The sequence below is a fragment of the Corynebacterium sp. 22-2729 genome, assembly GCF_053479475.1.
Map to the genome: position 1 here is coordinate 1 of NZ_JBRBCA010000006.1, position 25,540 is coordinate 25,540.

The following is a 25,540-nucleotide window of genomic DNA, read 5'->3' on the forward strand; positions in this document are numbered from 1 at the left end:
CCTACCGCCCCACTTATCCCATAAACCACCCTGAAGCCCGCCCTGGTGGGGCACTAAGTGCCGGAAAAGTTGCAGTCTAAAGCGCTAACTGTCGGAAAAGTTGCTAAACGTAAATCCTCGTCGCCGACACCCTGCTCAAAAAACTCGCTGACCTGCAGATTTACAAAACTGAAAATGTCTCCCGATAACACATTGCAACTTTTCCGACATTTTCCCATCCAGCAGCTGCCCTTAGGGCCACCAGACCACCCACCCAGCACTCACACCAATAACAACGCCCCCAGTGGCCCCAATACTCACTTCCACGCATTCGGCCCCACACCCCCGCGCCCGGCGCCAGCACGCCGCCCGCCACCAGCACCACATCCACGTCCGGCGCCAAGCTGCACATACACCATCAAGGGGGTTCTCGCATCTCGATCTTTTGTACTTGTGGATAAATCGCCCACCCGCAGAGAGTTATTCACAAGTCCAAGCCACCCATATTCCACCAAGCTCATTCAATTGCGAGAATGGCCGCGAACCCGGATGCGTTGCCGAATCTCTCTATCCATCTCTCTATCTCCGACACATCTCTTGAAACACATCTCTTAGATACATCTCTTGAAGCACATCTCTCAAAGGCCACGCAGACCAGGGGAAACAGGGGGTCAACAGTGAAACAGTCCAAGGCTCGTAGAACAACAAATTACACCGCACACCAATTGAGCGATTACAGCACGAGCGGCAGTGCAAACACCAACACACCCGCCAGCACTGCAACCAACACACCCGCCAACGCTGCAACCAGCACCAGCACCAGCACCAACACAGCAACCAGCGCAAGCAACGGAAAAGCAAGAACCAAATCCACGCCCACTCGACGGGCGCGTGCGGTCACATTTCCCCAGGTACCACCACGCAGGAAGGCCAAGCTGCTCCTCGACGTTCACACGATGAACCCCTCGGAGGCACGGAAAATGCAGCGACTCGCAGCGAGGGGTGAGGCGGTCAGACTTGCACCGGGAGTTTACATTCCCGCAGGTCAGTGGCGTGAGTTTGAACAAGACCCCGACGCAGAAGCAATTAAAGCGCGAGCCAGAATCGCCGCCGAGTACATCCGCAGTGGTCCAGCCGTCGTGGCGGGCAAGTCGGCAGCCTTCCTCCACGACCTGCCCCTCGAGAAGTTCGAGCCGCCGGAGACGGTGGAATTGGCGTCACCAAAAAGAAGCCTGATGGGAAGAACCGGCAGGTCAGAGCGCCACCTCGCTACGCCGGGGCAAGGCCAGCGCGCTGTGCTGATCCCCACAGAGTTCGGCGAAATCTGGACCAGCGGACTGCTGGATACGTGCCACGACCTGGGGCTTCGACACTCACTGGACGACGCCGTCATCGCCACGGAGGCCGCGCTGCACACAAAGAAAATCACGTGGAACGCATGGCGCACGTGGCGCGCGTGGCAAGACGGGATGTGCGCCCCAGGCGCCACTCTGACCGCCACGCTGACCGCCACGCCGGAAACCGCGCCCATCCGCCACGGCGCCCAACGCGCCCGCACGGCCGCGCGCCTCATCACCCGCTACTCTGAAAGCCCGCGCGAATCGCAGCTGAAGATCCGCTTCTGGGAACACGGCCTGCCCGCACCGTTTCAGCAGGTCAACATACTCAACGAGGACGGCTGGACCATCGGGCGCGTCGACATGTTTTTCGACGTCGGCCTCGCCGTCGAATACGACGGCCGCGAGAAGTACGGCGCCACCACCGACGCCACGAAGCGCGCCCTCCTGCAGGAACGCCAGCGCGAAAACGACATCCAGGCCCGCGGCATAACGCTGCTGCGAGTCACGGCGGAAACGTACCTATCCGGCCGCGCAATCGAGCAGGTCAGCAAGCATTTCCACACCCTTGCGGCACGCCCGACCCGCCCGCCGTGCGCCCTCTGGAGCGGCGGCACGCTCGCCTGGTCATAGCCATTTTTATCCTTTCTTATTGACGCCCCTCGTTCCCGCCACCTTCACCTCCAGCCTCCCGAACCGTCCTCCCCGACCCGGCACAAACTAGAGATAAAAAGAGAATTAATAAACCCGGCCAGAGGAGGCAGCCAAACAGTTAGACTCGGTCAGTGTTACGGCACATGTCGCAGCCCTCACGAGCCCCCTCCAGGGCTGACGTGCAAACCAAACACAAACAACCAGTCATAAACCATCCCGAACAACCACTAAAAACGTAGAACCAGGTGAAACAGTTGACCAACCCAGCAGCCGACAACGGTGCAGGTGCCGCAGGCGCAACCGCCTCCGAGGCTTTCAACTCGAAGGCATGGCTGCAGCATTACACGCCGTGGACGCAGCACACCATTGACCTCGACGACCCCGCGGAGAACCCCTCCGGCTTCACCATCCCGCAGGTCTTCTGGCATGCGGTGGAGACCATCGGCGAGCGCAACGCATACTCCTTCTTCGGGAAAGTCACCACCTACGAGGAGTACGGCCACCAGGTTGCCATCGCCTCCCAGGGGCTCAAGAAACTGGGCGTGCAACGTGGCGATCACGTCGCCATCGTGCTGCCGAACTGCCCGCAGGCTCTCATCGCGTTCTACGCCGTTCTGAATGTCGGCGCGGTGCCCATCCTGCACAACCCGCTATACACTGCCGCCGAGCTCAATCATCCATTTAACGACCACGCAGCGAAGGTCGGCTTCTTCTGGGACAAGGTCAGCGACGTCGCTGAGCACCTGCGGCTGGATAGCCCTCTGGATACCGTCATCGCCGTCACACTCCCCGACGAAATGCCAGCTCCGCTGCGCTACGCCTTGAAGCTACCGATCCCGAAGATCAAGGCCATGAAGGACAAGCTCACCGGCCCGGCACCTGCCGCACTCTCCTGGAAGCGCTTCATGAGCTCCGGCGGGAATGGCAAGCAGTCATGGCGTGAGGGCGTCATTAACAAGAAGATCGAACCAAGCGACCCGGCGCTGATCCTGTACACCTCCGGCACCACCGGCAAGCCGAAGGGCGCCGTGCTGACACACCGTAACCTCATCGCGAACCTCCGCCAGGGTCAGACCTGGGTGAAGGGCCTGGGTAAGGGTCCAAAGCAGGAGGTCATGCTGGCCGCGCTGCCGATTTTCCATGCATACGGCCTTACCATGAACATCACGCTCGCCCCGATGATCGGCGGCGAAATTCAGCTGCTACCCGCACCCGAAATGCCGCTGGTGATGCGTGTGATGAAGAAGAACATGCCCTCCTGGATGCCGGGCGTGCCTGCGCTGTACCAGAACATTATGAAGGAGGCCGAGAAGCGCGGAATGTCGATCTCCGGCATCCGCAACTCCTTCAGCGGCGCCAGCGCCCTGCCCGCAGAGACCGTCCGCGAGTGGGAAAGCTCCACCGGCGGCAACATCGTCGAGGGCTACGGCCTGACCGAAACCTCGCCCATTATCGCAGGTAACCCCATGGGTAAGGGTCGCGAGGGCTACATCGGCGTGCCCTTCCCGTCCACCGAAATCCGCGTGGCCAATCCGGATAACCCCGCCGAAACGATGCCCGATGGCGAGGCCGGCGAGCTGGTCGTCCGCGGCCCGCAGGTGTTCAAGGGCTACCTCAACCGCCCGGACGCGACCGCCAAGGCCTTCTATGAGGACTGGTTCCGCACCGGTGACATGGCCGTCATGGAATCCGACGGCTACCTGAAGATCGTCTCCCGCATCAAGGAAATGATCATCACTGGCGGCTTTAACGTCTACCCCGCCGAGGTCGAGGAAGTGCTGTGCGAGCACCCCTCCATCGAGCAGGCCTCCGTCGTCGGTGTGGAGCGCAAGGACGGCTCCGAAACCGTCGCTGCGGCTGTGGTTTTGGCCAATGGCGCTGTTATTGACGCCGACGACTTCCGCGCCTTCGCCAAAGAACGACTTACTGCGTATAAGGTGCCTAGGGTATTCCATGCCTTCCAGGAACTGCCCGCCGACCAATTGGGCAAGGTGCGCCGACGCGAGGTGCAAGAACTGGTAGCGGAGAAGGAGAACGCCTAGAACATGCCCCTGAGCAGGAACGATACCGTCGCAGCAGTGATCGTCACGCACAATCGCGTGGAGCTGCTGGAAGCCTCGCTGCGCCAAGTCGCAGGCCAGGAAGGCGCGGAAGTCGCGCACGTAGTGGTTGTGGATAACGGCAACGACCCGGCGGTGCGGGAGCTGGTGGAAGACGTGTGTGGCTCGCGGGCGCACTACGTGGGCTCCGAGACGAACCTGGGCGGCGCGGGCGGATTCGCACTGGGATTCCTCACTGCTCTTTCTTTGGGTGCCGATGCGATTTGGTGTGCCGACGACGACGGCAGGCCGGCGGATGAACATGTGCTGGCCACCTTGCAGGAGGTTGCGGAGCGCGAGGGGCTGGAAGAGATCAGCCCGGTGGTGTGCAATATCGATGCCCCGGAGCGGTTGGCTTTTCCTCTGCGCCAGGGGCTGGTGTGGCGGCGCACTTTGTCCGAGCTGGAGGGGTCTTTCCTGCCGGGGATTGCCAGCCTCTTCAACGGCGCTTTGATCAGTGCCCACGCGATGGAGATTATTGGTGTTCCCGATTATCGGCTTTTCATCCGTGGCGATGAGGTGGAATACCACCGCCGCCTGGTCCGCAGCGGCCTACCCTTTGGAACGTGCCTGACCTGCGCTTACCTGCACCCCGACGGGTCGGATGAGTTTAAGCCGATCCTCGGCGGGAAGATGCATACGCAGTACCCGGACAATGAATTCAAGCGCTACTTCACCTACCGCAACCGCGGATACATCATGAACCAGCCGGGCATGCGCAAGCTGCTGCCGCAGGAATACGCCCGCTTCGGTTGGTTCTTCCTCGTACAGAAGAAGGACCCGAAGGGGTTCGCAGAGTGGCTGCGGCTACATGCGCTCGGTCGGCGTGAGCAGTTCCGCCGGCCAGGTCGGTAGCGCGGGCACAGTTCGGCGCTGGAGCAGGGCCACTCGGTCGGCGCACGCAGTTCTAAGAAACTTTTTAAGCACACACACCGGGAAGAATTTTCCTTTTCACCCGGTCGCGGGCGTAGTCTTAAGTGACTATCGCGGTGATCCTGCAAACGCTAGACACCGCCGAGCACTACTTAACCGAGGATCAAGTTAGCCGAAGTGACCGTGTCCGATACCCAGCCTTCCACCATCGCTGAGCCCGCCAAGGCCGCTGACGACGCAGGCGTCAATAAGAAAAACGTCGACGACGCAGCTACCGCATCTGCGCGTCCGCTTTCGCGCGGCCGCACCGTCGCACGGCAGTTCATCCAGTTTGGGATTGTTGGCGCGTCCGGGTTCATCGTCAACCAGGCGATTTTCGTGCTGGCGAAGAAGATCAGCGAGGCCGGATGGGGTATCGACGTGCAGGATGCGTTCCTGAACCTCCTCGGCAGCCAATACCATTTCCGCTGGTACCACGTGTTTTCCGTGATCGCTTTTGTGCTGGCGAATATTTGGAATTTCTGCCTGAACCGCTATTGGACGTTCCGCCACGAGCACAAGCGTGCGTGGTGGAAGCAGCTCCCGCAGTTCATGGCTGTGGGCGTGTTCGGGCTGATTATCACGCTGCTGGTCTCGACGGCGCTGGTGAATCCGGAGTCACCGATCGCGCTGCCCCACGACTTTTTCGATAACTCCACTGGGCTGCGCACGCGCGCGTACTGGGGCAACTTCATTGGTGTGATTGTGGCCGTGCCGGCGAACTTCCTGTTCAACAAGCTGTGGACGTTCCGCTCGGCGCCGCGCGACCACAAGCGGGTGGTGCGCACGGTCGAGCCGCGGACGGGCGCGGGCAATGCGGCAGGTGCTGACGGTGATGCGGATGACTAACTCTTCTTTTGATGACGCCCCCTCGTCGTCCCAGGGTGGTGGCCTTAGTCGGGCGCAACGTATGATCCGTTCGCAGCTAGTGAAGTTTGTGCTGGTCGGAGGGTTCAGCGCCATCGTCGACTTTGGTTCGACGGCGCTTTTCACTTTTGCTTTTGGCTTGAGCGATGGCGTGGCGAAGGCGCTGGGATTCGTGCTGGGAACCCTGACGGCATACTTCATCAACCGTCGGTGGACTTTCCAGGCGGAACCGAGCGGGCGTCGGTTTGCCATAACCATGGCGACCTACGGCCTGACCTTTGCGGTGCAGTGGGGGCTGTACAAGGTGTCGATTCCGTGGCTGGAGGGTTTCGACCTGAATGCGTTCTGGGTGCGTGCGATTAGTTTTGTGATTGCCCAGGGTACGGCGACGGTGCTGAACTTCCTGATCCAGAAGTTCTTTATTTTCAAGCGCTAGCTGGTGGGCCGGGCTGGGTCTGGGTCGGGCTGGGCTGGCTGGTGGGCAGGTGGTCCGGGCGGACTGGTGAGCCGGTGGGCTCGCGGGAGGCTAATTTGGGGGTCTCCGGAGGCTCCGACAAGGCCTAAATGTCGCTAGAACGGGAATTTGTTAACGACACCAGTTTGCAATTAACCAAACACGCAGGTCAGAACGTTTCCATTTTTCGGGATCCGCCGCAAGCCGCCGCAGATTCCCGATTCAACGACATTCGGGGCCCGCAACGACATCCCCAGACCCGCGGGGAAGCTGATATGTGGCCCAGGGTGCTGCAGATCCCCGGGCCCGCGGGAGGCTGATGGGAGCTGAGTCTGGACGCCCGGCCCCCGCCTAGTGCTGCAAGATGAAGCGGTACATCTCCAGGCGTTCCAGCATCGAACACTGTGGAACCAATGGAACTGCCTGGTCATCGGGCTGAGGTTCCCACTTGCAGGCTCCAACCTGCGCCAAGATGCGCCCGGTCCGGCGCGACAACCATTTGATCTCGCTGGCACTGAGGGCGTCGGCACCAAGAGCAGTATCCGTCGGCGGCAGCTTCGCATCCGCGCGCGTGTAACCAAGCGCCGACATGAAGGCCTCGCTGACCTCCCCGGCTTCCGACTCCACCAGCGTGGACAGTGCAATGATCCGCGCCCACGCGGCGGCGCGCCCGATCTTGCTCTTCTCAATCGGCACATCGGCCAACAACTCGGCGGCGTGCTCGGTGACGTTCGCGGGCCGCTCCAAATCCAATGCCTGCAGCAGCGGAATGAACTCGTACAACGCACCGTCGCGCAGCAGCTCTCGCAGCTCAGGGGTAATTTCCGCGAGGATATTCTCAACGGTATCCTCACCGGCCAGCGCCACATTCACTTCCGAGATGTCGACCATCGCCGGAATGCCCGCAGGGTGCAGGTGCGCGGCGAACTCGTCATCCTGATTCTTTTTGACGCCACCCGCCTCCGCGGCTTCATCGTCGGAATCCGCAAGGAAGTCAGCAGCCAGGAGGACTGCTTCGTCGTTTGCTTCGCCCGGCGCGCCGAACAAGTCCTGGGATGAGGCAAGGAAAGGATCGAAGTGCGAGTCCCGGGAGGGGTCGACGAACTCAATTTCGTCGTGGCGGGTGGTGGTATCCGTGACGGTGACGCTGAAGTCGTATCCGTCGACCTTCAGCACACCGATGGTGCCACGGCGGAAAATATCGCCTAGAGCAGTGCCAATGGAATTCGCTCCTTTGGCATAGACGCGCACGTGCCCGGCGGTGCGGGCGCGGAAGCTCCAGGCAGGACCACTGTCACTACCGGCCTCGGCCTCTCCTGCAGCGTGATCTTCCTTTGTGCCGTAGCAGGTTGGGTGGGCTTCAGGTACTCGGTTCACCCGCTCCGGCCAGAGGAAGCTGGCGAGGATGACGTCTGCGAAGTCAGCCACGCTCATTGCGCTGGAGACGCTGAGGAGCCGCGAGTATCTTCCTACGCCCGGAAAGTGGTGCTCCACGGCTACGGTGAAGACCTTTGCGTGAGCCCCTGATTCCCTTCTTATCCCCATCCCCGGTGTGGACATTACCCCCAGGCTTTCCTGCATTTCCGCCCTCTCGGATCTGCTGTCTGCTGCGCTGTCGGCGTCAGCATCGCCGGCACCGTCACGCCGAGCAGTGCGGATTTCTGAAAGGGAAACCACGCTCCCGCCCGGTGCCACTGCCTCTGTGTTGTTCTCCCCCATTGCTCGCGCAGCACTAGAGCCACCGGCGGATTCGTAGCCACCGGCGGCTCCAAAATGTGATGAGCGATTCATGGTTCTCAAGCGTAATCGCGCCTGGCTAACCTCGCTGGGCGAAAACCACCGGGATTGGCTGAGCTTGCGCAAAATCACTGCTCACAGCACCGATGCGCCGGACGCGTAGTTTGTCGAACGCATTGTATTGCGCGATCCACCCGCGCAGCGCCGCTGCCTCCTGCAGTGCGGCAGCAACTGCCACGCGCTCCGCCTCACCAACGCCATCAGCACCGTCCCCGCCAGCTCCACTAGCACCATCTCCGCCAGAGCCACCAGCCTCAGCCCCTCGGAATTCCTCCAGCGGGCGCAAACTTCCCCACGCCGGCTGCTTCTTCCCCGGAAACTCGTCGCTGAAGTGCTGCTTTGCGGAGGCGAGGGCGTCATTAAGCGCAGCCTCCGTAGCCTCCACATCAACCAGCGCAACCTCCTGCGGCAGCACCTTCGCCGCCGCCTCCGGTCCCACGAACAACACGGGGTAGCGCAGCAGTGCGGAGAGCATTGCCCCGCGGTCATCAGTCCCCTCGATCCAATCCGCCTCGGCGGCGAAGCCGTGAATGCCTGCGCCGTCGATCAACCATGCGCCGGAAAAGTCGCCCAACTGCACGTCGGGGTCAGTTTCCACCTGCCAGATGGCGAAGGTTGGGTCGTCTGCCTCACCGGCGGCGGCCACGACCATGATCGGGTCATAACGGACAGGCTGGGGTGCGGTGTCAGTTACGGTGTCAGTTGCGGTGTCAGCGGTGTTCTCTGGGGCGGTTGTGCTCATCGTAATTGCAGGTTACCACCGTCACCGGACATGCCCCCTGCGCTCGCAGCCGCACCCGCTAAGATCATCCCCATGGCTGATTCCGACTCGTCCTCCGTGCTCTCTTCCACGTTCTCCGCCGTCACCAGATTTTTCAAACGCTCCAAGCCCTCCCCCGCCGAGCAGGAGCACAGGAGTGCACCGGTGCGAATTGGGGGCGTCGGTAAGGAAAGCAGCTACGAGGCTTCGACCAGGACAAACCTGCCGCTCAACGAGTATATGACGCGCCTCATGGCCCAGGAGCTACCCATCCTCGACAGCACCAGCCGCCAGCGCGTGCGCGATATCCTGCGCGACTACGACGGCCCAACCATCACCGAGCCGGAGGAACTGCCGGAGGAAATCCGTCAGATCATGGAGCTGTACTAGCAACTAGCGACTAGCGCCGTTCTTGCTTCTTGCACCTGCCACACGCCCTATTTTTGTGACGCCACCCACACCGCAACTGCGAAAACGCTGGCAACTTGTACTTCACGTAGCGCCGCGCCCCGGGGATGTCGTGCGCGGGCGCTAGGGTAGAGAACATGGAATTGCACACCAGCACTCGTACCCTCACCGGGTGGGGACGTACGGCCCCCACGACCGCCGAAGTCCTGTCTACCCAGGATGTCGATCAGATTGCTGCCGCCGTTGCGCGCGTGGCCGACGATAATGCGGATAAGCCCAGCCACCTCCAGCGTGGCGTGATCGCTCGCGGCATGGGCCGCAGCTATGGTGATCCGGCGATGAACGGTGGCGGCCTCGTCATCGACATGCAGCAGCTCAACCGCATTCACAGCATCAATCCCGATACCGCCATCGTAGATGTAGATGCCGGCGTGACATTGGATCAGCTGATGAAGGCCGCGCTGCCATACGGCCTGTGGGTGCCGGTGTTGCCCGGCACGCGCCAGGTGACCATCGGTGGTGCTATCGGCCCGGATATCCACGGCAAGAACCACCACTCTGCCGGTTCCTTCGGCAACCATGTCCGCTCCATGGAGCTACTGGTAGCTGACGGGCGTGTGCTGCACCTGACCCCGGAGGGCTCCGCGGACGATCCGGATGGCGAGCTGTTCTGGGCCACCGTCGGCGGCATGGGTCTGACCGGCATCATTCTGCGCGCGACGATCGAGATGACGAAGACGGAGACCGCGTACTTCATCGCCGATGGCGATATGACGCACTCCCTGGACGAGACTATCGCGTTCCACTCCGACGGTTCGGAGCACAACTTCACGTACTCCTCCGCCTGGTTCGATGCGATCAGCCCGGAGCCGAAGCTGGGTCGCGCGGCGATCTCCCGTGGCTCCCTGGCCACGCTAGATCAGCTGAAGGAATACGCGCCGAAGCTGGCGAAAGATCCACTGAAGTTCAACGCGCCGCAGCTAATGACCGTGCCGGATATCTTCCCGAACTTCACCATGAACAAGCTCTCCATGGTTGCCATCGGCGAGCTGTGGTGGCTGAAGTCCGGTGAGTACCGCAACCAGGTGCAAAACCTCACGCAGTTCTACCAGCCGCTGGATCTGATTGGCGAGTGGAACCGTGGCTACGGTTCCAAGGGATTCCTGCAGTACCAGTTCGTCGTGCCGACGGAGGCGGTGGAGCCATTCAAGGAGATCATCCGCGATATCCAGGCTTCCGGCCACTACTCCGCGCTGAACGTGTTCAAGCTGTTCGGCGAGGGCAACAAGGCGCCGCTGAGCTACCCGATGCCAGGCTGGAATGTCTGCGTGGACTTCCCGATCAAGCCGGGCCTGGGCAACTTCTTGAACGACCTGGACCGCCGCGTGATGGAGTTCGGTGGCCGCCTGTACCTGGCCAAGGAGTCGCGCACCTCCGCCGAGAACTTCCACAAGATGTACCCCGGCCTGCCGGGTTGGCTCGCCACCCGCAAGAACATCGACCCGACGGGTGTGTTCGCCTCCGATATGTCCCGCCGCCTCGAGCTGTAGCCCCTGCCTACAATAGTTGCCCCCCACCCCGAAAGTAGAGTCACAATGATTGATGCCGTTGGCAAACCCCAGTCCATCCTGCTTCTCGGCGGCGCGTCCGACATGGGCCTCGCCGTTGTCGAGGAGTTCCTTTCTCGCGGTTCTGCCCGCGTGATCCTGGCCGCCCGTCCTGGCGAGTCTTTGGACGACGCCACCTCACGCATGAACGCCGCCGGTGCCAGCGAGGTTGTCACCGTTCCCTTCGACGCAGTGGATTTCGATTCCCACCCGCAGGTGTTCGAGGAGATCTTCAGCCATGGCGACGTGGACCTGGCCATTGTTGCGTTCGGAATCCTGGGCGATAACGAGAAACAGTGGACCAACCAGAAGTTGGCTGTGCAGGCCGCACAGGTGAACTTCACCGGCGCCGTCTCCGTCGGCGTGCTGCTGGCGGACTACATGAAGAAGCAAGGCCACGGCCAGATTGTGGCGTTCTCCACCGTTGCCGGTGAGATGGTTCGCCGCTCCAACTTCGTCTACGGCTCCACAAAGGCTGGCCTGGATGGCTTCTACCGCATGCTCAACGAAGCTCTGCGCGGCTCCGGTGTGCGCGTGCTGACGGTCCGCCCGGGCCAGGTCCGCACCAACATGACCAAGGACCTCGAGGATGCCCCACTGACCGTGGACAAGGAAGACGTGGCCAAGGCGATCGCCAAGGCCGTGGATAACCGCAAGTCCCTGATCTGGGTGCACCCCCTGTTCCGCCCGATCATGCTGATCCTGAAACACCTGCCGCTGCCGATCCTGCGCAAGCTGCCGCTGTAGCTCCCCCGAGCCCCCACTCTGGGGTTTGACCGAGCCCCTCACCAGCCCCCTCACCGGCGGGTCCACCATCTCCTCACCCGCGCACAAAGCACAAGCGCCGCCCCACACCCTGGGCGGCGCTTTGTCGTTCCCCTTCTAGTTCTTCAGGTGGCCTGGATGGGCGGACTCTTTGGCGTCCAACTTCAGGAACGCCGACAGCACGATCAGCGCCACCGAAACGAAAGCCGCCACCAAGAACGCCACGTGGATGCCCTGGCCCACCACCTGCTGCTCGGCCAGAGCGGGATCCGTCGCTGCCAAGCCAGCCAGCTCCGCAGCGTTGCTCGAGGCATAGCGGGTGGAGGCAAACGTCATCACCGCCACGAAGATTGCCGTACCGGCACCACCGGCAACCTGCTGGAACGTGTTCAAAATTGCCTGCCCGTGGGAAGCCAGAGAATCCGGCACGGCCGCCAGAGCGTTGGACATAAGGGGCGTCATCATCAAAGCAATACCCAGGTTCAATACCACCGTAAGGACCATGAGCTGCACAAACGCCGGCCACGTACCAGAGCCAACCCACCCGAACAGGCTCTCCGTCTGCTCCAGGGCGGCAAATCCCATCATGCCAATCGCGATCAGGATGCTGCCGGGGATGATCAGCGGGCGCGTGCCACGCGCGTCATAAGCGCGGCCAACGGCAGGGCCGAGCAGCCCCATCACCAGACCGCCGGGCAGGGAAACCATGCCGGTCTTCAGCTCCGACAAGCCCGCAACGTTCTGCGCGTACAGCGGCATCAGAATGATGAAGCCGAAGAGCATAGAGAACGTCAGCAGCAGCAACCCCAGCGACAAGTTGTACTCGCGCACGCGCACCGGCTGCAGGTTCAGCAGCGGGGTGGCGTTCGGCTTATCGCTGCGCTCCAGGGAACGCTGGCGCAGGAAGAAAAGCACCAGGATAACCGCGCCGACAGCCAGGATGAGCAGGCGCTGCACCGGCACCCCATCAGCCAACTTGGACAGACCAGCCAGGCCGTAGACCAGGCCCGCGAAGCCGAATGCGGAAAGAAAGACGGACAGCACATCCAGGGACGGGCGCGTCGGCTCCTCGAAGTTCTTCACCAGGAACAAGCCCGCGACCAGGGTAATCAACACCAGCGGGGCAACCAGGATAAAGATCCAGCGCCAGCCCAGGGCCTCCAGCACCACACCGGAGAACGTCGGCCCCAGCGCCGGAGCCACCGCAATGACCACCGAGACCAGGCCAAAGACCGCGCCACGGCGGTCGATGGGCACCAGGCGGATGATGGTGGTCATCAGCATCGGAATCACCAGCGCCGTGCCGCTGGCCTGCACCACGCGGGCGACCAGCAAAATCGGGAACGTCGGCGCGACTGCGGCCAGAATCGTACCTATTAGGAAGGCTGTCAGCGCCGCGATGTAGATCGACCGCAACCGAAACCGTTGCATGATGTAGCCGGTCATCGGAATGACGACGGCCATCGTGAGCATGAACGCTGTAGTCAGCCATTGCGCCGCATCAGCGGTGACGCCAAATTCTCCCATCAAGACGGGGAGGGCCACGGCCAAGGTGGTCTCGTTGAGAATCACCACGAACGCTGCGACTACCAGCATGCCGATGAGCAGTTTCGCGCCCACCGCGGGCTCCTCTGGAGGGGTCGGGTGGCCCGCGCGATCGGGGCTGCGATTTTCGGAAATGCTTTCCGTTGACGCGACCGCGTCGGCTGGAGTGGTGGCGCGGTCGGGATCGGCGGCGTCAGAAAAAGGCTTTTTAGACAAAAGTATCCCTCCGAGACAAGAAAAGACGGGTGCACGAACGCACCCGCGAACCCTGGATACTTTACACCAGGTGTGCTGCGCCTGAAGGGGATAAACGCTGTGGGCTAGCGCTCCAGCTCGCCCTGGGACTCGTCGGTCTCGAGTGCGTTTGTGCCACTGCCCGAGTTCATCTGGGCGCGGATTTCCTCCAGGCGGGAGGCAGCACGCATGTCGTTACCTGCAGCTTCGATTTCTGCCATGCGGCCCTGCACGGAGTTTTCTACAAGCTCCTGGCTGCCGAGCGCCTGGGCGTAGCGCTGCTCGATCTTCTCGCGCACGCTATCCAGGGTCGGCACATCGTCGTTTTGCACTAGGCCATCCATCTGTTGCATGGAGTTGGCGGTAGCTTCCTGCATCTTCGCCTGATCTACCTGGGCGCGCAGCTGATTAATCTGTGCCATCTGCTCCTCGAGGCGGGCAGCGGACTGCTGTTGTTGCTGCTGGGCCTGACGGGCGGCCTCCTCCGCACCGGCGTACAGCTGCTTGGTTTCGTCCAGCTGCTGTTCCACCGAGACCAGCTGGGAGGCGAACAGCTCCGCGGTCTGGTTCAGGTCGTTGGCCTTGGTCTGGTCGCCAGCAGCAGCGGCATTGTCGGCCTGCTGGATGGCGGTGCGAGCATTGTCCGACAGCTTCTTCGCGTCCTGCTGAAGGCGGTTCATCTTCATCTCCAGCTGGTTACGGTTACCGATCACGCGGGCTGCGCTTTCGGAGATCTGCTGGTGCTGCTTGCGGGCAGCCTCCGTGGCCTGCTGGATCTGTACATGGGGATCCGCGTTCTCCTCGATCTTCGTGTCGAGGGACTGCATGAGGTATTTCCAGCCCTTAGAAAATGGATTCGCCATGGGAAAGCTCCTGTATCGGACGTGATGGTGTGGTCAATTTAGCTGCAATGCAGCCTGTTGAATTCCAGCGTACTGGCTTTTGGCGCGGCGCACGGAGCGAATGGGCGGGCGGCGGAATCAGGGATACGTTAGAGAGCCTTCAGGTGGACTACCGGGGCGTTCATATCCCGCCCGGTTAGGTGCAGCAGGTCTAGCTTCACTTGCTTGAGGGAGACGACCTCCATCACCGGGTCTGGGATGGGCGCCTCGCTGGGAACCAAGCCCAGCTGGTGCAAAACGTCCCCCGCACTACCGGAAATATCCACCTTCACCGGGATCGTGGAGATCTCGGCTAGCGCGGGAACGGCCTCCAGGGACGTCGCCTCCACCACGACCGGCCCCTCGACCACACATGTCTCCACCTTTGAGCCGGTCCGCAGCATGCCATCGCCCCACTGGCCCGGCAGCTGGATCTGCAGGTTCTTAATTTGCAGGCGATCCCCGGTGATGCGTATTAGGTCGCGGCGGCCGTGCTCCGTGCCCACGGAATCCACGCTGATGCGCACATTCCCCTTGAAGGTCACGTTGTCGGCGGTGACCTGGCCGACATCGCCCACGCGGGCGGGCTGCGCCGCACTGTACGGGGCGTTCGCGTTCAGGATGCCCACGCCGGTCGCGATACCCACTGCCACCAGCAAGGCCGCTACCGTCGCGGAGTACCCACCGCCGGACTGCGGCGCATCGCCATCCGCGCCATCCCCGCCGTCGCCTACGCTCTCCCCAGTCGACTCAGCCGACTCTGCCGACTCTGCCGACTCAGCCGACTCTGCAGCAGTGGCCTTAGCTTTCTTCCGCTTGCCGTCCCCCGGCTCCCACGCCAACGCAAACGCGCCGCCGAAAATCCCCAGCAGCGAGCCCAATAAAAAGCCGCCGATATTAGAGGCCGGCAGCGCCACCAAAGACAGCAGAATGGCGAACACACCCAGGTAAGGTGCTGTCGCCGGCTTCAGCCAAATACCCAGGCCAAACATAATCTGGGCTGCGCCGAGGAACAGCGTGGAGACCCCCGACAACGTGGAGATCATCACCAGTAGGTCATTAATGCGTAGGGTCAGGTAGGCGGGCGTCATAATCACCACACCCGAAAGCAGCACCAGCAGTCCCGGCACGAACGGCCGACCGCGACGCCATTCCGCGAAGCGTGCCAAACGCCCTCTAGCAGGCATTCTCAGTTCCCCGGCGCACGCTCGCCTCAACTCCGGAAACGTTCAGCTGCTTCGCCCCAACAGATGTCGCAACAATCTTTTCTGCCACAACCTGCACGTCTTTCGAGTGCAGACCCCATGCATCGTCCGGTGCTTCGGGGTTGACCTGGTGGGCGTCAATACCAAGGTTAGGGTCAGCCATCCGCAGGCTGCCCTTAATATCGGTAGACCCGACGATCAGGTCCTTCGCATCCACACTGTTCTTTCCGTTGGAGCGCAGGGCAAGAGTTGCCTCACCGACGGCGGGCAGGTTCGGCACGGTTGTTGAAAGGCACAGGTCAGAGGCCTTGGCCTGCTGAATCTTCACGCGCGCGACGGGCAGGTGATTATCACCTTTAACGTCGTTATCCATGAACAGCGAAAAGTCCTGCCCGGAAAGGTGATCGATCGTCACGGTGAAAAAAGAACCAGACAGCGCGAGGTTCGCGGAAATGCCGCCTTTCGCCACCGCCATTCCGGTTCCGGCGAATCCAACCAGCCCAGCGGTCAATGCAATCGCTGCTTTCCTGGCGTTGATTCGTCCCATTCTGTGCGCCTCCTCTTGTAATGCCCTCAAGCATTATCCCTGTGGTGGCGCCGATGCGCGAATCGCTGGTCTATTATTTTTTGTTTCGGTTCGAGGCCACCCGCGCTAGCCCCTCAGCCCACACACTGCGCGCGAGACCGGCCAGCGTGCCTACCACGCAGTCTTTACTGCTCCTTGGCCTGCTCGGCCTCGATCTGCTTGCGCACCTCATCCATGTCCAGTTCCTCGGCCTTGGCGATGAGCTCGTTCAGCGCCTTCGCCGGGAGCAGGCCGGACTCGCGGGCCAGCAGAACACCATCGCGGAACAACATCAAGGTAGGGATCGACTGGATCTGCAGCGCAGCGGAAAGCTCCTGGTTGGCCTCAGTATCGACCTTGCCGAACACAGCCTCCGGGTGCTCATCAGAGACCTGTTCGAAGATGGGCGCGAAGCGCTTACACGGACCGCACCATTCCGCCCAGAATTCCAGCACGACGATGCCGTCGCCCTGCACGGTGTCCTGGAAGTTAGCTCCGGTGATTTCGATGGTCGCCATTTGTTTCCCTTCGGGTCGATTGTGCTTGTCCAAAAACTTTGTTGTTGGCGCCCCGGTGAAAGGGGGCGAGCATGTTTTCCAACATTACGCAACGGTCGCTTTATTCCACGTTAGAGTTCTCACTATGTCTATTTATGACGCCAACGCGAATCCATCTAGCACTTTCAAAATGTACAAGCAGCTTGCGAAGAAGCCGTTCGGAAACGGTTTGTTCTCGGCTGCGGCCGGCTTTAAAGCACCATACTTCCTCACCGTACAGCCTCGGGTGCAAGAGCTGCGCCCGGGCTTCTGCAAGGTTCGGTCGAAGAAGTGGTGGCTGCTGAACAACCACATTGGTACCTTCCATGCCATTGCGGCCTGCAATGTCGCGGAGTTTGCAATGGGGATGCTGGCCGAGGCCTCGATTCCCAATACGCACCGGTGGCTGCCACAGGGCATGCGAACTCAGTACTTGAAGAAGACGAAGGGCAGCCTGACGGCCACCGCCACTGCCGAATTGCCGGACTTCGAGAAGATCACTCAGGAGTCTGGCGGACAGACCGTGACGGTGAAGATCCACTTCGCCGATGATGAGGGCAAGGAATCCACCTACGCGGAGATTGACATCTGGGTGACGGCCAAAAAGTAGCGCAGATACCTGGTACGTTTGCGCGGCTCCCGGCGACGTACACGGCGTCGTAGCGTCCGCACCCGCGCGAAGGCTCCTCAGGCGCCAGCAAGTAGCGCCCCGCACCACAGCGCGGGGAGGAACACCGCGCAGCAGACCACTGCCATCCCCACCACGCCCGCAATACGGCGAGCGGGCTGGGGCCGGGTGAAAACCTCCACCATCACCGTGGAGAACGTGGTGAAACCGCCGGCCAAACCAATGCCAAGCAGGGGAAATAAGATATCCTGCGTCTCGCCTGCACTGGTGGATCCGGCAGCTCCGTCAAGATGCTGCGAGGTGTACCCAAGCACTAAACCCAGCACGACTGTGCCGAGGAGGTTCACCACCGCGAGGCTCCACAGAGGCGCCCAGCCGCGCTGGGACTTTAGGTGAGTATCCAGTACGTAGCGGGCCGCCGCTCCCGTCCCGCCTCCGAGGGCGACGGCTAACAGCTCAATGAGGGTTGCTCCGGTGTTCATCGTGCGCCACCTCTGTGGGGCTCATGGGGATCCTGGGGCTCGTCGGCGCCGTCGGCTGCGCGTCGCAGCCGCGCCAGCTCATTCAGATCCCGCCCGAGGCGCAGCCCCATCGCAGCTGCAATTAGACCAAGCGCCAGCGTAAACACGCCGTAGGTTCCCCCGATGAGGATGGTAGAAGCTGAATCGGTGGTGGCGTCAACAGCCGCAGCAAGCGAGCTAAACGACGTAAAACCGCCGAGCACTCCCGTGCCCCAGAACGTGCGACGTGGGTGGGCAGAATCCGGGATCATCCCGACTAAGAGCCCTAAAAGGAGCGCCCCCAGGACGTTGACCACCAGCAATGCGATGTCTCCTAGAGGGATCCCTCCAATGATGTTCAGCGGCGTGGCTGCGCCGAGCACGCGTGTGGGGTCGCCGAGGGCGGGAATCCAGACGGTCAGCGTCCAACGAATAATCGCCCCCAGCGCGCCGCCGAGGAAGACCAGGGCGACGGGCGGAAGGCGATTCATAGGTGCAATGTTACCCAGCTGGCAGCGCGACCAGTCGAGTTGGGCGGCCACAACGGCCGGTCAGGTTAGCTCTGCTTGACGGCGGAGATGTCGAAGTTCAGCGTGATCTTTTCGGAAACAAGCACGCCGCCACCATCAAGAGCGGTGTTCCACTCCAGGCCAAAGTCACGGCGGTTAATGCTGGTGGAACCCTCGAAGCCGACGCGGGTCTGGCCCCATGGATCCTGTACCTCACCGGTGAAATCGAAGTCGATGGTGACGGGCTTTGTCACATCCTTAATGGTCAGGTCGCCGGTAACGCGGAGGGTGGATTCGCCAGCAGCGGTAATGTCCGTGGAGGTGAAGGTGATGTGCGGGTACTTCTCCGTGTCGAAGAAATCACCAGTGGTCAGGTGAGCGTCGCGGTCGGCGTTGCGGGTATCGACGCTGTTGACGTCGATCTTGACCTCAATCTTTGCGCCTTCCAGGTTCTCGCCGGTGGTGGCGGTGCCCTCGAAGTCGGTGAATGCGCCACGAACCTTGGTGACCACGGCGTGGCGGGCGACGAAACCAATCTCGGAGTGCGCTGCGTCGATCTGGAAGTTGCCGGAGTAGTTGTTGACGTTGGTCATGTTGAACCTTTCAGTTGGTGTGTCAGTTGATTACTTCTTTTGATGCGCTGGCCTCAAAGCTATGCCCTGTTAGTTGATGTGTCAACTATTTTGACCGATATGCGATACTGGTGCACATGACACAAGAAGACACCCCTCCCCCGCTACACAACGATGCGAACAAGGGGACAAAGTGGCTGAACAGTCGCGAACAACAGGTGTGGCGAGCGTGGATCAATGCCCACATCCACATCAATGCCGAACTAGCGCAGCAGCTGTCGGCGGAAACGTCCCTATCCCTGGCGGACTACGAGGTTCTGGTTCACCTTTCGGAAGCACCGGACCACCAGCAGCGAATCGTCGCGCTGGCAAACATGATGCAATGGAGCCGTTCGCGCCTTTCGCACCAGATCACGCGCATGTCTAAACGCAGTCTTGTACGCCGTACAACTTGTGACGCCGACGGTCGCGGGGCCTACGTAGTCCTGGAACCCGCAGGCCTCGAGGCGATAGCCACCGCCGCCCCCGGCCACGTGGCAAAGGTGCGGGAGCTGGTCTTCGACCAGCTCAGCGACGCAGAGATTGAGCAGTTCTACGAAATTCTGGCGAAACTAAACGGGAAATCCTAGGCACTGGGCGCCTTGGTTCCTAGGTTCCTAGGTTCCGACACTAAGGCATGGGGGAGATATCGCGGGCCATGTCGGAGAACTTAGAGAATTGCAGCTGGTTGGCAACAGTCACGGTGCCGATCGGACCGCCACGGTGCTTAGCCAAGATAATGTCCGCCTCACCCGCACGCTCATGGTCGGGGTTCTGGGAATCAGGGCGGTTAATCAGCATAACCATGTCGGCATCCTGCTCCAGCGAGCCCGATTCACGCAGGTCAGAGACACGCGGGAGAGCATCGTCACCACGCGACTCCACACCACGGTTCAGCTGCGAAATCGCGATCACGGGCACATTAACTTCCTTGGCCAGAAGTTTGAGCTGACGAGAGAACTCCGAGACCTCTTGCTGACGGGACTCCACACGCTTACCGGAGGACATCAGCTGTAGGTAGTCCACCACAATCAACTGCAGATCCACCTGTTGCTTCAAGCGGCGGGCCTTGGAGCGGATCTCCATCATCGTCAGGTTCGGCGAATCGTCGATGTAGATCGGCGCATCTTCAATCTCACCGATGCGCACCGTCAGCCGATCCCAATCATCGTCAGTCAACTTACCGCCGCGCATGGAGGCCAGGCGCACCTCCGCCTCTGCGGAAAAGATGCGCATCATCACCTCCGACTTGCTCATTTCCAAGCTGAACAGCGCCGATGCCTTGCCATGCTCAATGGAGGCAGACCGCATGAAGTCCAGCGCCAGCGTAGATTTACCCACACCGGGACGCGCCGCCACAATCACCATCTGTCCACCGCGCAAACCATTGGTTAGATCGTCAAGATCCTTGAAGCCGGTGGGGATACCCATTTCGATGCCATCTTGGCTTTCCAGCTGCTCGATCTCCCCCACCGTCGATGCGACCAACTCCGCGAAGACCTCATAGTCCTCCTTCGCGGCATCGTTGGTGATGGCGAACATTTCCTGCTGTGCGCGGTCCACCACGTTGTCTACATCTGCACCCTCGGTGCCCGCATAGCCCAGCTGCACAATCGTGGTACCGGCCTGCACCAGGCGACGCAACGTGGCCTTCTCTCGCACAATCGAGGCGTAGTAGCCCACGTTTGCGGAGGTCGGAGTCTTTTGGATGATGCTATGCAGGTATCCCGCACCACCGATGAAGCCCAGCACGCCGTCGCGATCCAAGCGCCCGCCAAGGATGACTGGGTCGACTTCCTTACCCTCGCCGTAGAGCTGAAGTATGGCGTCAAAAATAGTCTTGTGTTTCGGCACATAGAAGTCATCGCCGACAAGGACTTCTACGACATCCGCGATCGCGTCCTTATTGAGCATCATGCCACCGAGCACACCCTGCTCGGCCTCCGGGTTCTGCGGCATCTCGCGGACGATCTGCTGGGTGCCCGAACCTCCGCGACGCCCACCGCGGCCACTGCCGAAGTCACGGCCGCCGGCGAAATCCTGGGATCCGCCGAAGTCATCAAACGGCTCGTCGGGCAGCGGGGCGCCGTCATCGAAGTTCATGCCTGCATTCTTGCTCATGTCGACCACTTTAGTGGCAGCACCGGACAACCTCGAACCCCGCCCTGTACCCGCTTTTTGTGCTCACCCGCCCCGTGCGAGAGCAACTTGGGAGGGCATTGCAAATCAAGTTATCCACAGGCACTGTGAATTTACCTGTGGAGGAAATGTGCATAACTTCCAATAGCCCAGGACGGGTTGTGGATAACCTGTGGACAGTCAACGCTCTCACCTGCACTTTCTTCTATTATCGCAGGTCAGGAGCGTGTGACTGGTGTGAAAACCTCTTTTTTCATCGGTGGATAACTTGGGGATAAACAAACCTGCAGGCCAGGCGATTGCCCTTCTGTAAACGCCCAGGTCGCCTGAAAGTTCAAAATATTCACGTATTATTCACCTTCGGCGCGGAGTTTTGCACAGCCCTTATCCCCTCCTCAGACATTGCCTAATTTTCAGTTTGCTAAGTGGAAGCAAAATATTGGTTCTCCCACGAGACGTCACCATCGTGAACTAGCCTGTTCCCCATGAACGCAACGCCCGACCACTCCACAGCCGACCAAACCTCCACCGCGACCACTCCCCTGCCCGCCCTCGCAAACGCTAGCGCCGAACACCCCCTCGACCTCCTTATCGTCGGCGCAGGCCTCTCTGGCATCGACATCGCCTACCACGTCTCCAAAAACTTCCCTTCCTGGAACTGGGCAGCCGTCGATTCCAACTACGACGTCGGCGGTACCTGGGCCACCTTCCAATACCCCGGAATCCGTTCAGATTCCGACATGGCCACGTTCTCCCTCCCCTTCAAGAAATGGCCACACAAGGGCACGCTCGGCTCCGGCAAGCAAATCCGCGACTACTGCCACGAAGCCGCCGCCGAAATCGGCATGCTCGACCGCCTACAACTGTCCACCTGGGTCGAATCCGTAAACTTCCACACCGACCGCGGGCTGTGGGAGGTCACCATGCGCCTCGGTCGCACAGGCCACGCAAACTCCGAAGGCACCGACGACTCCGGCCTCGCGCAGCCCACCCTCACCACGTGGACGCGCCGCCTCCACTTCGCCACCGGATACTACCGCCATTCGGAGGGCTTTACCGCGCAAATTGAGGGCGTCGATACCTTCCATGGCACCGCCCTACACCCACAACAATGGCCCCGCGACCTCGACGTGCGCGGAAAGAAGGTTACCGTGATTGGCTCCGGAGCCACGGCAATTACGCTGGTTCCGGCGCTGCATTCGATGGGCGCGGACGTCACGATGCTGCAGCGAACTCCCACGTACATTGCCCCGCTGCCGGAGACGGACACGATCAGCTCCCTCGTCGGCCTGGGTCTCAGCACACAGCCGGGCACATTCGGCCATCGTTTGGCCCGCAGCCTGCATATTGGGCGCGACATGGCGCAGTACCACCTATGCCAGACATTCCCCAGCATCGCGAAGTTGGTATTCCGGGGCTGGAATCGTCTGTACCTGCCCGCTGACGAGGTGCGCCGGAACTTCACTCCCCCGTATGGGCCGTGGGATCAGCGCGTCTGCAAGTCCCCCGGCGGCGACTTCTTTAAGGCCGTGCGGGGTGGGGCGCGAGTCGTTACCGACCACATCGACCGCGTTGACGCAGGTGGGGTGCGATTGCGCTCCGGCGGGTACATCGAAGCCGATGTTTTGGTGATCGCCACGGGGCTGCAGCTTTTGGCCTTTGGCGACGCCAACTTCTCCGTGGACGGCACTCCCGTACCGACCGAATCTCTGGTGGCTTATCGTGCCATGATGGCCAATCGCCTGCCGAATTTCTCGTACACCATTGGGTATTTGAACCAGTCGTGGACGCTGCGCGCGGATATGACTTCGCGCTATTTGGTGCAGCTGTGGAAGGACATGGAAGCGCGAGGCGAGCAGTGGGCTTGCCCGCTGCTGCCCGCCGGAGAGGCCGCTGACCTGCCGCTTTTGGAGATGTCCAGCGGCTATATTCAGCGGAGCGTGGCGACTCTGCCGCGTCAGGGTGCTGGGGATCCGTGGCGGATGGAGCAGGATTACATCAAGGAGCGGCGCACCTACACGGGCGCGGACAACAAGCATGACATGGCATTTGGCGTGGAGGCTTTGGAGGCTGCGGCGCCGCTGGCGGCTGGAGAGGGCGGCGGCGGTGCCGCTGAGCTGCGACAATAGCTCTGGCTGTGGTGGCCCTGGTTGCGGACACCGGCTCCGGCAGTGGTAGCCCTGGTATGCGGACCCTGGCTCCGGCTGTGGTAGCCCTGGTATGCGGCCAACAGCTTCGGCGGTGGTCCTTCCCCGTAGCATCAGAGGTCCTTCCCTAACCCCAGCGCGGGCGAGTTTGTGTGCTTCAGAACGGAAAATGTCGCTAAAACGGGAATCTATTAACCGCAATTGTTTTCATTAATGCAAACCCGCAGGTCACAGCGCTGAAGAATTTTCTAAACTTTTCAGCCGCCCGCCACATTCCCGACCTAACGACATTCCTGGCCCGCCGGAGCCCTTCCAGGCACCAAACCGGCCCCACATTCCCGACCTAACGACATTCCGGGCAAGGTTCGCCGTGGCGTCCAAAAGCCCCAACCTGCACCCCGGTAACGGAAAAGACCCCACGCATAGGTGCGTGGGGCCTTAACCTGCTGTTGTCTAAGTTAGAAAAGTTTTCTTCTGGTGCGTTCTAGTTATTGGCGCATCATCGCAGTTCAGGGCATTAAATCCGGCCGAGCCGCCGAAAAATCAGCCACCCGTGTTGTCTAGGCACGGGCAAAAGGGGCTCGCAGGAATGCCTTGCCCTGCCGGTCACCGGAAAACGGCGAAACCGGACAGTTGCGAACTTACGCGGAAACAACCTCGAAGCTCAGGGATGCAACGATGCCTTCGTGCAGCTGAACGTCCACAGAGTAAACGCCGGTTGCCTTAACATCGCCCTTGCGCAGCTTGATGCTGTGCTTGTCCAGGGAACGACCGTTGGCCTTCTTCACTGCATCAACAATGTTGTCTGCGGTGACAGAGCCGAACATCTTGCCGGATTCTGCAGTGCGAACCGAGATGGTCACGCCAGACAGGTTCTCCAGCTCTTCCTTAACCTCGCGTGCGTGATCCAGGTCGCGAATCTGTCGAGCTTCCTGCGCGCGCTTAATTCCTTCGATCTGCTTCTCAGCACCGCGGGTTGCAACGATTGCATAGCCGCGCGGAAGCAGGTAGTTACGTCCGTAGCCAGCCTTGACCTCTACGATGTCGCCGGGGACACCGAGGTTGTCAACGTTGGCGGTGAGGATCAGCTTCATGATCCAGCCTTTCGTTGTGCTTTGGTTCGACCAATTATGTTCAAAAAATTTAACGCTGACCAGCGACTTTTAAGCCAACCGATCAGAATGGCGGTTCGTCGTCGCCATCACCAAATCCGGACTGTGGTGCAGAGTTCCACGGGTCATCGTCCATGGCAGCGTTGCGGCCACCGAAGCCCTGGTTGTTCTGTCCCCGATTACCCTGACCCTGGCCACCGGCATTGCCGCCACCAAAGCCACCCTGGCCGCCAGCATTGCCGCCGCCAAAGCCACCGTTTCCACCGTTGCCCTGACCCTGGCCACCCTGGCCGCCTCCACGGAACGACTTATTAATGTCCGCAGTTGCGAAGCGCAGCGACGGGCCTACCTCTTCAACCTCAATCTCGAAGACAGTACGGCGCTCGCCATTGCGATCGTCGTAGGAGCGCTGGCGCAGACGGCCAGTCACGATCACGCGGTCGCCCTTGCTCAGGCTGTTGGCCACGTTCTCGGCAGGTTGACGCCACACGTTGCAGGTCAAAAACAGCGGCTCACCGTCGACGAATTGACCAGCTTGCTGGTCGTAGCGACGAGGTGTGGAAGCCACGCGGAAGTTTGCAACTGCAGCCCCGTTGGGCGTGTAGCGCAATTCCGGATCCGCAACGATGTTGCCGACCACAGTGATCTGGGTGTCTCCCTGTGCCATGTTTCTTTCCTAACGTTGTGTGGTGAAGGGCGGTTGAGCAGTGTTTAGTCCTGTTCGAGCCCCGTTAGAACCCTGTTCAGGTCTGTTTAGGTGTAGGTACAGTCCGTTCGGAGCCTGTAGCTCGCCTCAATGGCGATTGTAGCTACTGGTCCTTCCGCAGCACCTTGGTGCGCAGAATCTGGTCGTTGATGTTGAGCAGGCGGTCGATTTCCAGCACGGTAGCCGACTCACACTTCAGGTCGAGAACTACGTAAATGCCCTCGTCCTTCTTGTTGATCGGGTACTCGAGGCGACGCTTGCCCCAGATATCAACCTTTTCCACGGTACCGTTTTCCTTGCGGACAATATCCAAGTACTTGTCCAGCGACGGGGCAACGGTGCGTTCATCCTGGGAAGGGTCGATGATGATCATCATCTCGTATTGACGCACGGACCTCATCACCTCCTATGGTCTTGTGTTTCGGCCATACCCCTTTTGGGCATGGCAGGAGGGTCGTTGCGTCAGCAACGTTCCCAGCCTACCTGGTGCCCCCCGATTTAAGAAATGCCCCGTCGCGCGACCTGACCCCGCGCAACTGTCCCCGCGCTTCCCGTCCCCGCGCTACTGACCCGTATCGCCGAC

General features: G+C 61.0%; 26 protein-coding genes. 11 read left to right on the forward strand and 15 right to left on the reverse strand.

The features are described 5' to 3' along the window. Nucleotides 1-712: 712 nt before the first annotated feature. Nucleotides 713-880 carry a hypothetical protein gene (locus tag ACUY2T_RS05525; RefSeq protein ID WP_448307858.1) on the reverse strand — a complete coding sequence of 56 codons (168 nt, stop codon included), beginning with the start codon at nucleotides 878-880 and terminating at the stop codon, nucleotides 713-715. A gap of 79 nt (nucleotides 881-959) precedes the next feature. Here ACUY2T_RS05525 and ACUY2T_RS05530 point away from each other — a divergent pair, with 79 nt between their 5' ends. From ACUY2T_RS05530 to ACUY2T_RS05550, 5 genes are all read left to right on the forward strand, one after another. Continuing rightward, complete coding sequence (locus ACUY2T_RS05530; RefSeq protein ID WP_448307859.1) at nucleotides 960-1,949, forward strand: hypothetical protein; 990 nt, start codon at nucleotides 960-962, stop codon at nucleotides 1,947-1,949. 275 nt (nucleotides 1,950-2,224) lie between these two features. Then, nucleotides 2,225-4,012: a long-chain-fatty-acid--CoA ligase gene (locus ACUY2T_RS05535; protein ID WP_448307860.1), complete on the forward strand. Its 1,788-nt coding sequence runs from the start codon at nucleotides 2,225-2,227 to the stop codon at nucleotides 4,010-4,012. A 3-nt stretch (nucleotides 4,013-4,015) separates the two neighbouring features. Next, on the forward strand, nucleotides 4,016-4,924 hold the full coding sequence (gene glfT1, locus ACUY2T_RS05540) for a galactofuranosyltransferase GlfT1 (RefSeq protein ID WP_448307861.1): 909 nt from the start codon (nucleotides 4,016-4,018) through the stop codon (nucleotides 4,922-4,924). A gap of 180 nt (nucleotides 4,925-5,104) precedes the next feature. Then, complete coding sequence (locus ACUY2T_RS05545) at nucleotides 5,105-5,830, forward strand: GtrA family protein (RefSeq protein WP_448307969.1); 726 nt, start codon at nucleotides 5,105-5,107, stop codon at nucleotides 5,828-5,830. Then, the gene (locus ACUY2T_RS05550) at nucleotides 5,823-6,284 is read left to right on the forward strand and encodes a GtrA family protein (protein ID WP_448307862.1); all 462 of its coding nucleotides are present in this window, start codon (nucleotides 5,823-5,825) and stop codon (nucleotides 6,282-6,284) included. The genes ACUY2T_RS05545 and ACUY2T_RS05550 overlap by 8 nt, the downstream gene beginning before the upstream one ends. A 369-nt stretch (nucleotides 6,285-6,653) precedes the next feature. Here the strand turns inward: ACUY2T_RS05550 and ACUY2T_RS05555 are convergent, their stop codons facing one another. Together ACUY2T_RS05555 and ACUY2T_RS05560 are read right to left on the reverse strand one after the other, a co-directional pair. Then, the gene (locus ACUY2T_RS05555; protein ID WP_448307863.1) at nucleotides 6,654-8,093 is read right to left on the reverse strand and encodes a hypothetical protein; all 1,440 of its coding nucleotides are present in this window, start codon (nucleotides 8,091-8,093) and stop codon (nucleotides 6,654-6,656) included. Between the two features lie 25 nt (nucleotides 8,094-8,118). Continuing rightward, on the reverse strand, nucleotides 8,119-8,841 hold the full coding sequence (locus ACUY2T_RS05560) for a hypothetical protein (RefSeq protein ID WP_448307865.1): 723 nt from the start codon (nucleotides 8,839-8,841) through the stop codon (nucleotides 8,119-8,121). 183 nt (nucleotides 8,842-9,024) lie between these two features. Here ACUY2T_RS05560 and ACUY2T_RS05565 point away from each other — a divergent pair, with 183 nt between their 5' ends. From ACUY2T_RS05565 to ACUY2T_RS05575, 3 genes are all read left to right on the forward strand, one after another. Beyond that, nucleotides 9,025-9,249 (forward strand): hypothetical protein, encoded by a 225-nt coding sequence (locus ACUY2T_RS05565; protein WP_448307970.1) that lies wholly within the window; start codon nucleotides 9,025-9,027, stop codon nucleotides 9,247-9,249. Nucleotides 9,250-9,404: 155 nt separating this feature from the next. Then, nucleotides 9,405-10,817 (forward strand): FAD-binding oxidoreductase, encoded by a 1,413-nt coding sequence (locus ACUY2T_RS05570; RefSeq protein WP_293792024.1) that lies wholly within the window; start codon nucleotides 9,405-9,407, stop codon nucleotides 10,815-10,817. A 45-nt stretch (nucleotides 10,818-10,862) separates the two neighbouring features. Then, complete coding sequence (locus tag ACUY2T_RS05575; RefSeq protein WP_293792025.1) at nucleotides 10,863-11,621, forward strand: decaprenylphospho-beta-D-erythro-pentofuranosid-2-ulose 2-reductase; 759 nt, start codon at nucleotides 10,863-10,865, stop codon at nucleotides 11,619-11,621. 135 nt (nucleotides 11,622-11,756) lie between these two features. Here the strand turns inward: ACUY2T_RS05575 and ACUY2T_RS05580 are convergent, their stop codons facing one another. The 5 genes from ACUY2T_RS05580 to trxA all read right to left on the reverse strand — a co-directional run bounded on the left by ACUY2T_RS05580 (nucleotide 11,757) and on the right by trxA (nucleotide 16,587). Then, nucleotides 11,757-13,400, reverse strand: a complete 1,644-nt coding sequence (locus ACUY2T_RS05580; RefSeq protein WP_448307867.1) for an MDR family MFS transporter — start codon at nucleotides 13,398-13,400, stop codon at nucleotides 11,757-11,759. Between the two features lie 104 nt (nucleotides 13,401-13,504). Continuing rightward, nucleotides 13,505-14,281, reverse strand: a complete 777-nt coding sequence (locus ACUY2T_RS05585; RefSeq protein ID WP_293792028.1) for a PspA/IM30 family protein — start codon at nucleotides 14,279-14,281, stop codon at nucleotides 13,505-13,507. A gap of 128 nt (nucleotides 14,282-14,409) precedes the next feature. Beyond that, nucleotides 14,410-15,486, reverse strand: coding sequence for a DUF6114 domain-containing protein (locus ACUY2T_RS05590; protein ID WP_448307868.1), 1,077 nt, complete (start codon nucleotides 15,484-15,486; stop codon nucleotides 14,410-14,412). Beyond that, nucleotides 15,476-16,051, reverse strand: a complete 576-nt coding sequence (locus ACUY2T_RS05595; RefSeq protein WP_293792031.1) for a DUF6230 family protein — start codon at nucleotides 16,049-16,051, stop codon at nucleotides 15,476-15,478. Before ACUY2T_RS05595 ends, ACUY2T_RS05590 begins: the two co-directional genes overlap by 11 nt. A gap of 164 nt (nucleotides 16,052-16,215) precedes the next feature. Next, nucleotides 16,216-16,587: a thioredoxin gene (trxA, locus tag ACUY2T_RS05600; RefSeq protein ID WP_293792032.1), complete on the reverse strand. Its 372-nt coding sequence runs from the start codon at nucleotides 16,585-16,587 to the stop codon at nucleotides 16,216-16,218. Between trxA and ACUY2T_RS05605 the strand changes: the two genes are divergently transcribed. After that, nucleotides 16,577-17,215 carry a hotdog fold domain-containing protein gene (locus ACUY2T_RS05605; RefSeq protein WP_448307971.1) on the forward strand — a complete coding sequence of 213 codons (639 nt, stop codon included), beginning with the start codon at nucleotides 16,577-16,579 and terminating at the stop codon, nucleotides 17,213-17,215. The two genes, trxA and ACUY2T_RS05605, sit on opposite strands and share 11 nt — an antisense overlap. A gap of 77 nt (nucleotides 17,216-17,292) precedes the next feature. Here ACUY2T_RS05605 and ACUY2T_RS05610 read toward each other — a convergent pair whose 3' ends face one another. The 3 genes from ACUY2T_RS05610 to ACUY2T_RS05620 all read right to left on the reverse strand — a co-directional run bounded on the left by ACUY2T_RS05610 (nucleotide 17,293) and on the right by ACUY2T_RS05620 (nucleotide 18,835). After that, on the reverse strand, nucleotides 17,293-17,715 hold the full coding sequence (locus ACUY2T_RS05610; RefSeq protein WP_448307870.1) for a CrcB family protein: 423 nt from the start codon (nucleotides 17,713-17,715) through the stop codon (nucleotides 17,293-17,295). After that, on the reverse strand, nucleotides 17,712-18,224 hold the full coding sequence (locus tag ACUY2T_RS05615) for a fluoride efflux transporter FluC (RefSeq protein WP_448307871.1): 513 nt from the start codon (nucleotides 18,222-18,224) through the stop codon (nucleotides 17,712-17,714). Before ACUY2T_RS05615 ends, ACUY2T_RS05610 begins: the two co-directional genes overlap by 4 nt. Nucleotides 18,225-18,289: 65 nt before the next feature. Further along, nucleotides 18,290-18,835, reverse strand: a complete 546-nt coding sequence (locus ACUY2T_RS05620) for a YceI family protein (RefSeq protein WP_448307873.1) — start codon at nucleotides 18,833-18,835, stop codon at nucleotides 18,290-18,292. Between the two features lie 116 nt (nucleotides 18,836-18,951). Here ACUY2T_RS05620 and ACUY2T_RS05625 point away from each other — a divergent pair, with 116 nt between their 5' ends. Further along, the gene (locus ACUY2T_RS05625) at nucleotides 18,952-19,443 is read left to right on the forward strand and encodes a MarR family winged helix-turn-helix transcriptional regulator (RefSeq protein ID WP_448307874.1); all 492 of its coding nucleotides are present in this window, start codon (nucleotides 18,952-18,954) and stop codon (nucleotides 19,441-19,443) included. 40 nt (nucleotides 19,444-19,483) lie between these two features. Here the strand turns inward: ACUY2T_RS05625 and dnaB are convergent, their stop codons facing one another. Next, the gene (gene dnaB / locus ACUY2T_RS05630) at nucleotides 19,484-20,974 is read right to left on the reverse strand and encodes a replicative DNA helicase (RefSeq protein WP_448307875.1); all 1,491 of its coding nucleotides are present in this window, start codon (nucleotides 20,972-20,974) and stop codon (nucleotides 19,484-19,486) included. Between the two features lie 503 nt (nucleotides 20,975-21,477). On the opposite strand from dnaB, the gene ACUY2T_RS05635 reads away from it, so the two are divergent. Beyond that, a complete protein-coding gene (locus ACUY2T_RS05635; RefSeq protein ID WP_448307876.1) occupies nucleotides 21,478-23,121 on the forward strand; it encodes a flavin-containing monooxygenase in 1,644 nt (547 codons plus the stop codon). Between the two features lie 659 nt (nucleotides 23,122-23,780). Here the strand turns inward: ACUY2T_RS05635 and rplI are convergent. The 3 genes from rplI to rpsF all read right to left on the reverse strand — a co-directional run bounded on the left by rplI (nucleotide 23,781) and on the right by rpsF (nucleotide 25,357). Further along, on the reverse strand, nucleotides 23,781-24,233 hold the full coding sequence (rplI, locus tag ACUY2T_RS05640; RefSeq protein WP_005292476.1) for a 50S ribosomal protein L9: 453 nt from the start codon (nucleotides 24,231-24,233) through the stop codon (nucleotides 23,781-23,783). A gap of 82 nt (nucleotides 24,234-24,315) precedes the next feature. Then, nucleotides 24,316-24,918 carry a single-stranded DNA-binding protein gene (locus tag ACUY2T_RS05645; RefSeq protein WP_005292478.1) on the reverse strand — a complete coding sequence of 201 codons (603 nt, stop codon included), beginning with the start codon at nucleotides 24,916-24,918 and terminating at the stop codon, nucleotides 24,316-24,318. Between the two features lie 142 nt (nucleotides 24,919-25,060). Beyond that, the gene (rpsF, locus tag ACUY2T_RS05650) at nucleotides 25,061-25,357 is read right to left on the reverse strand and encodes a 30S ribosomal protein S6 (RefSeq protein ID WP_293792073.1); all 297 of its coding nucleotides are present in this window, start codon (nucleotides 25,355-25,357) and stop codon (nucleotides 25,061-25,063) included. Nucleotides 25,358-25,540 lie beyond the last annotated feature (183 nt).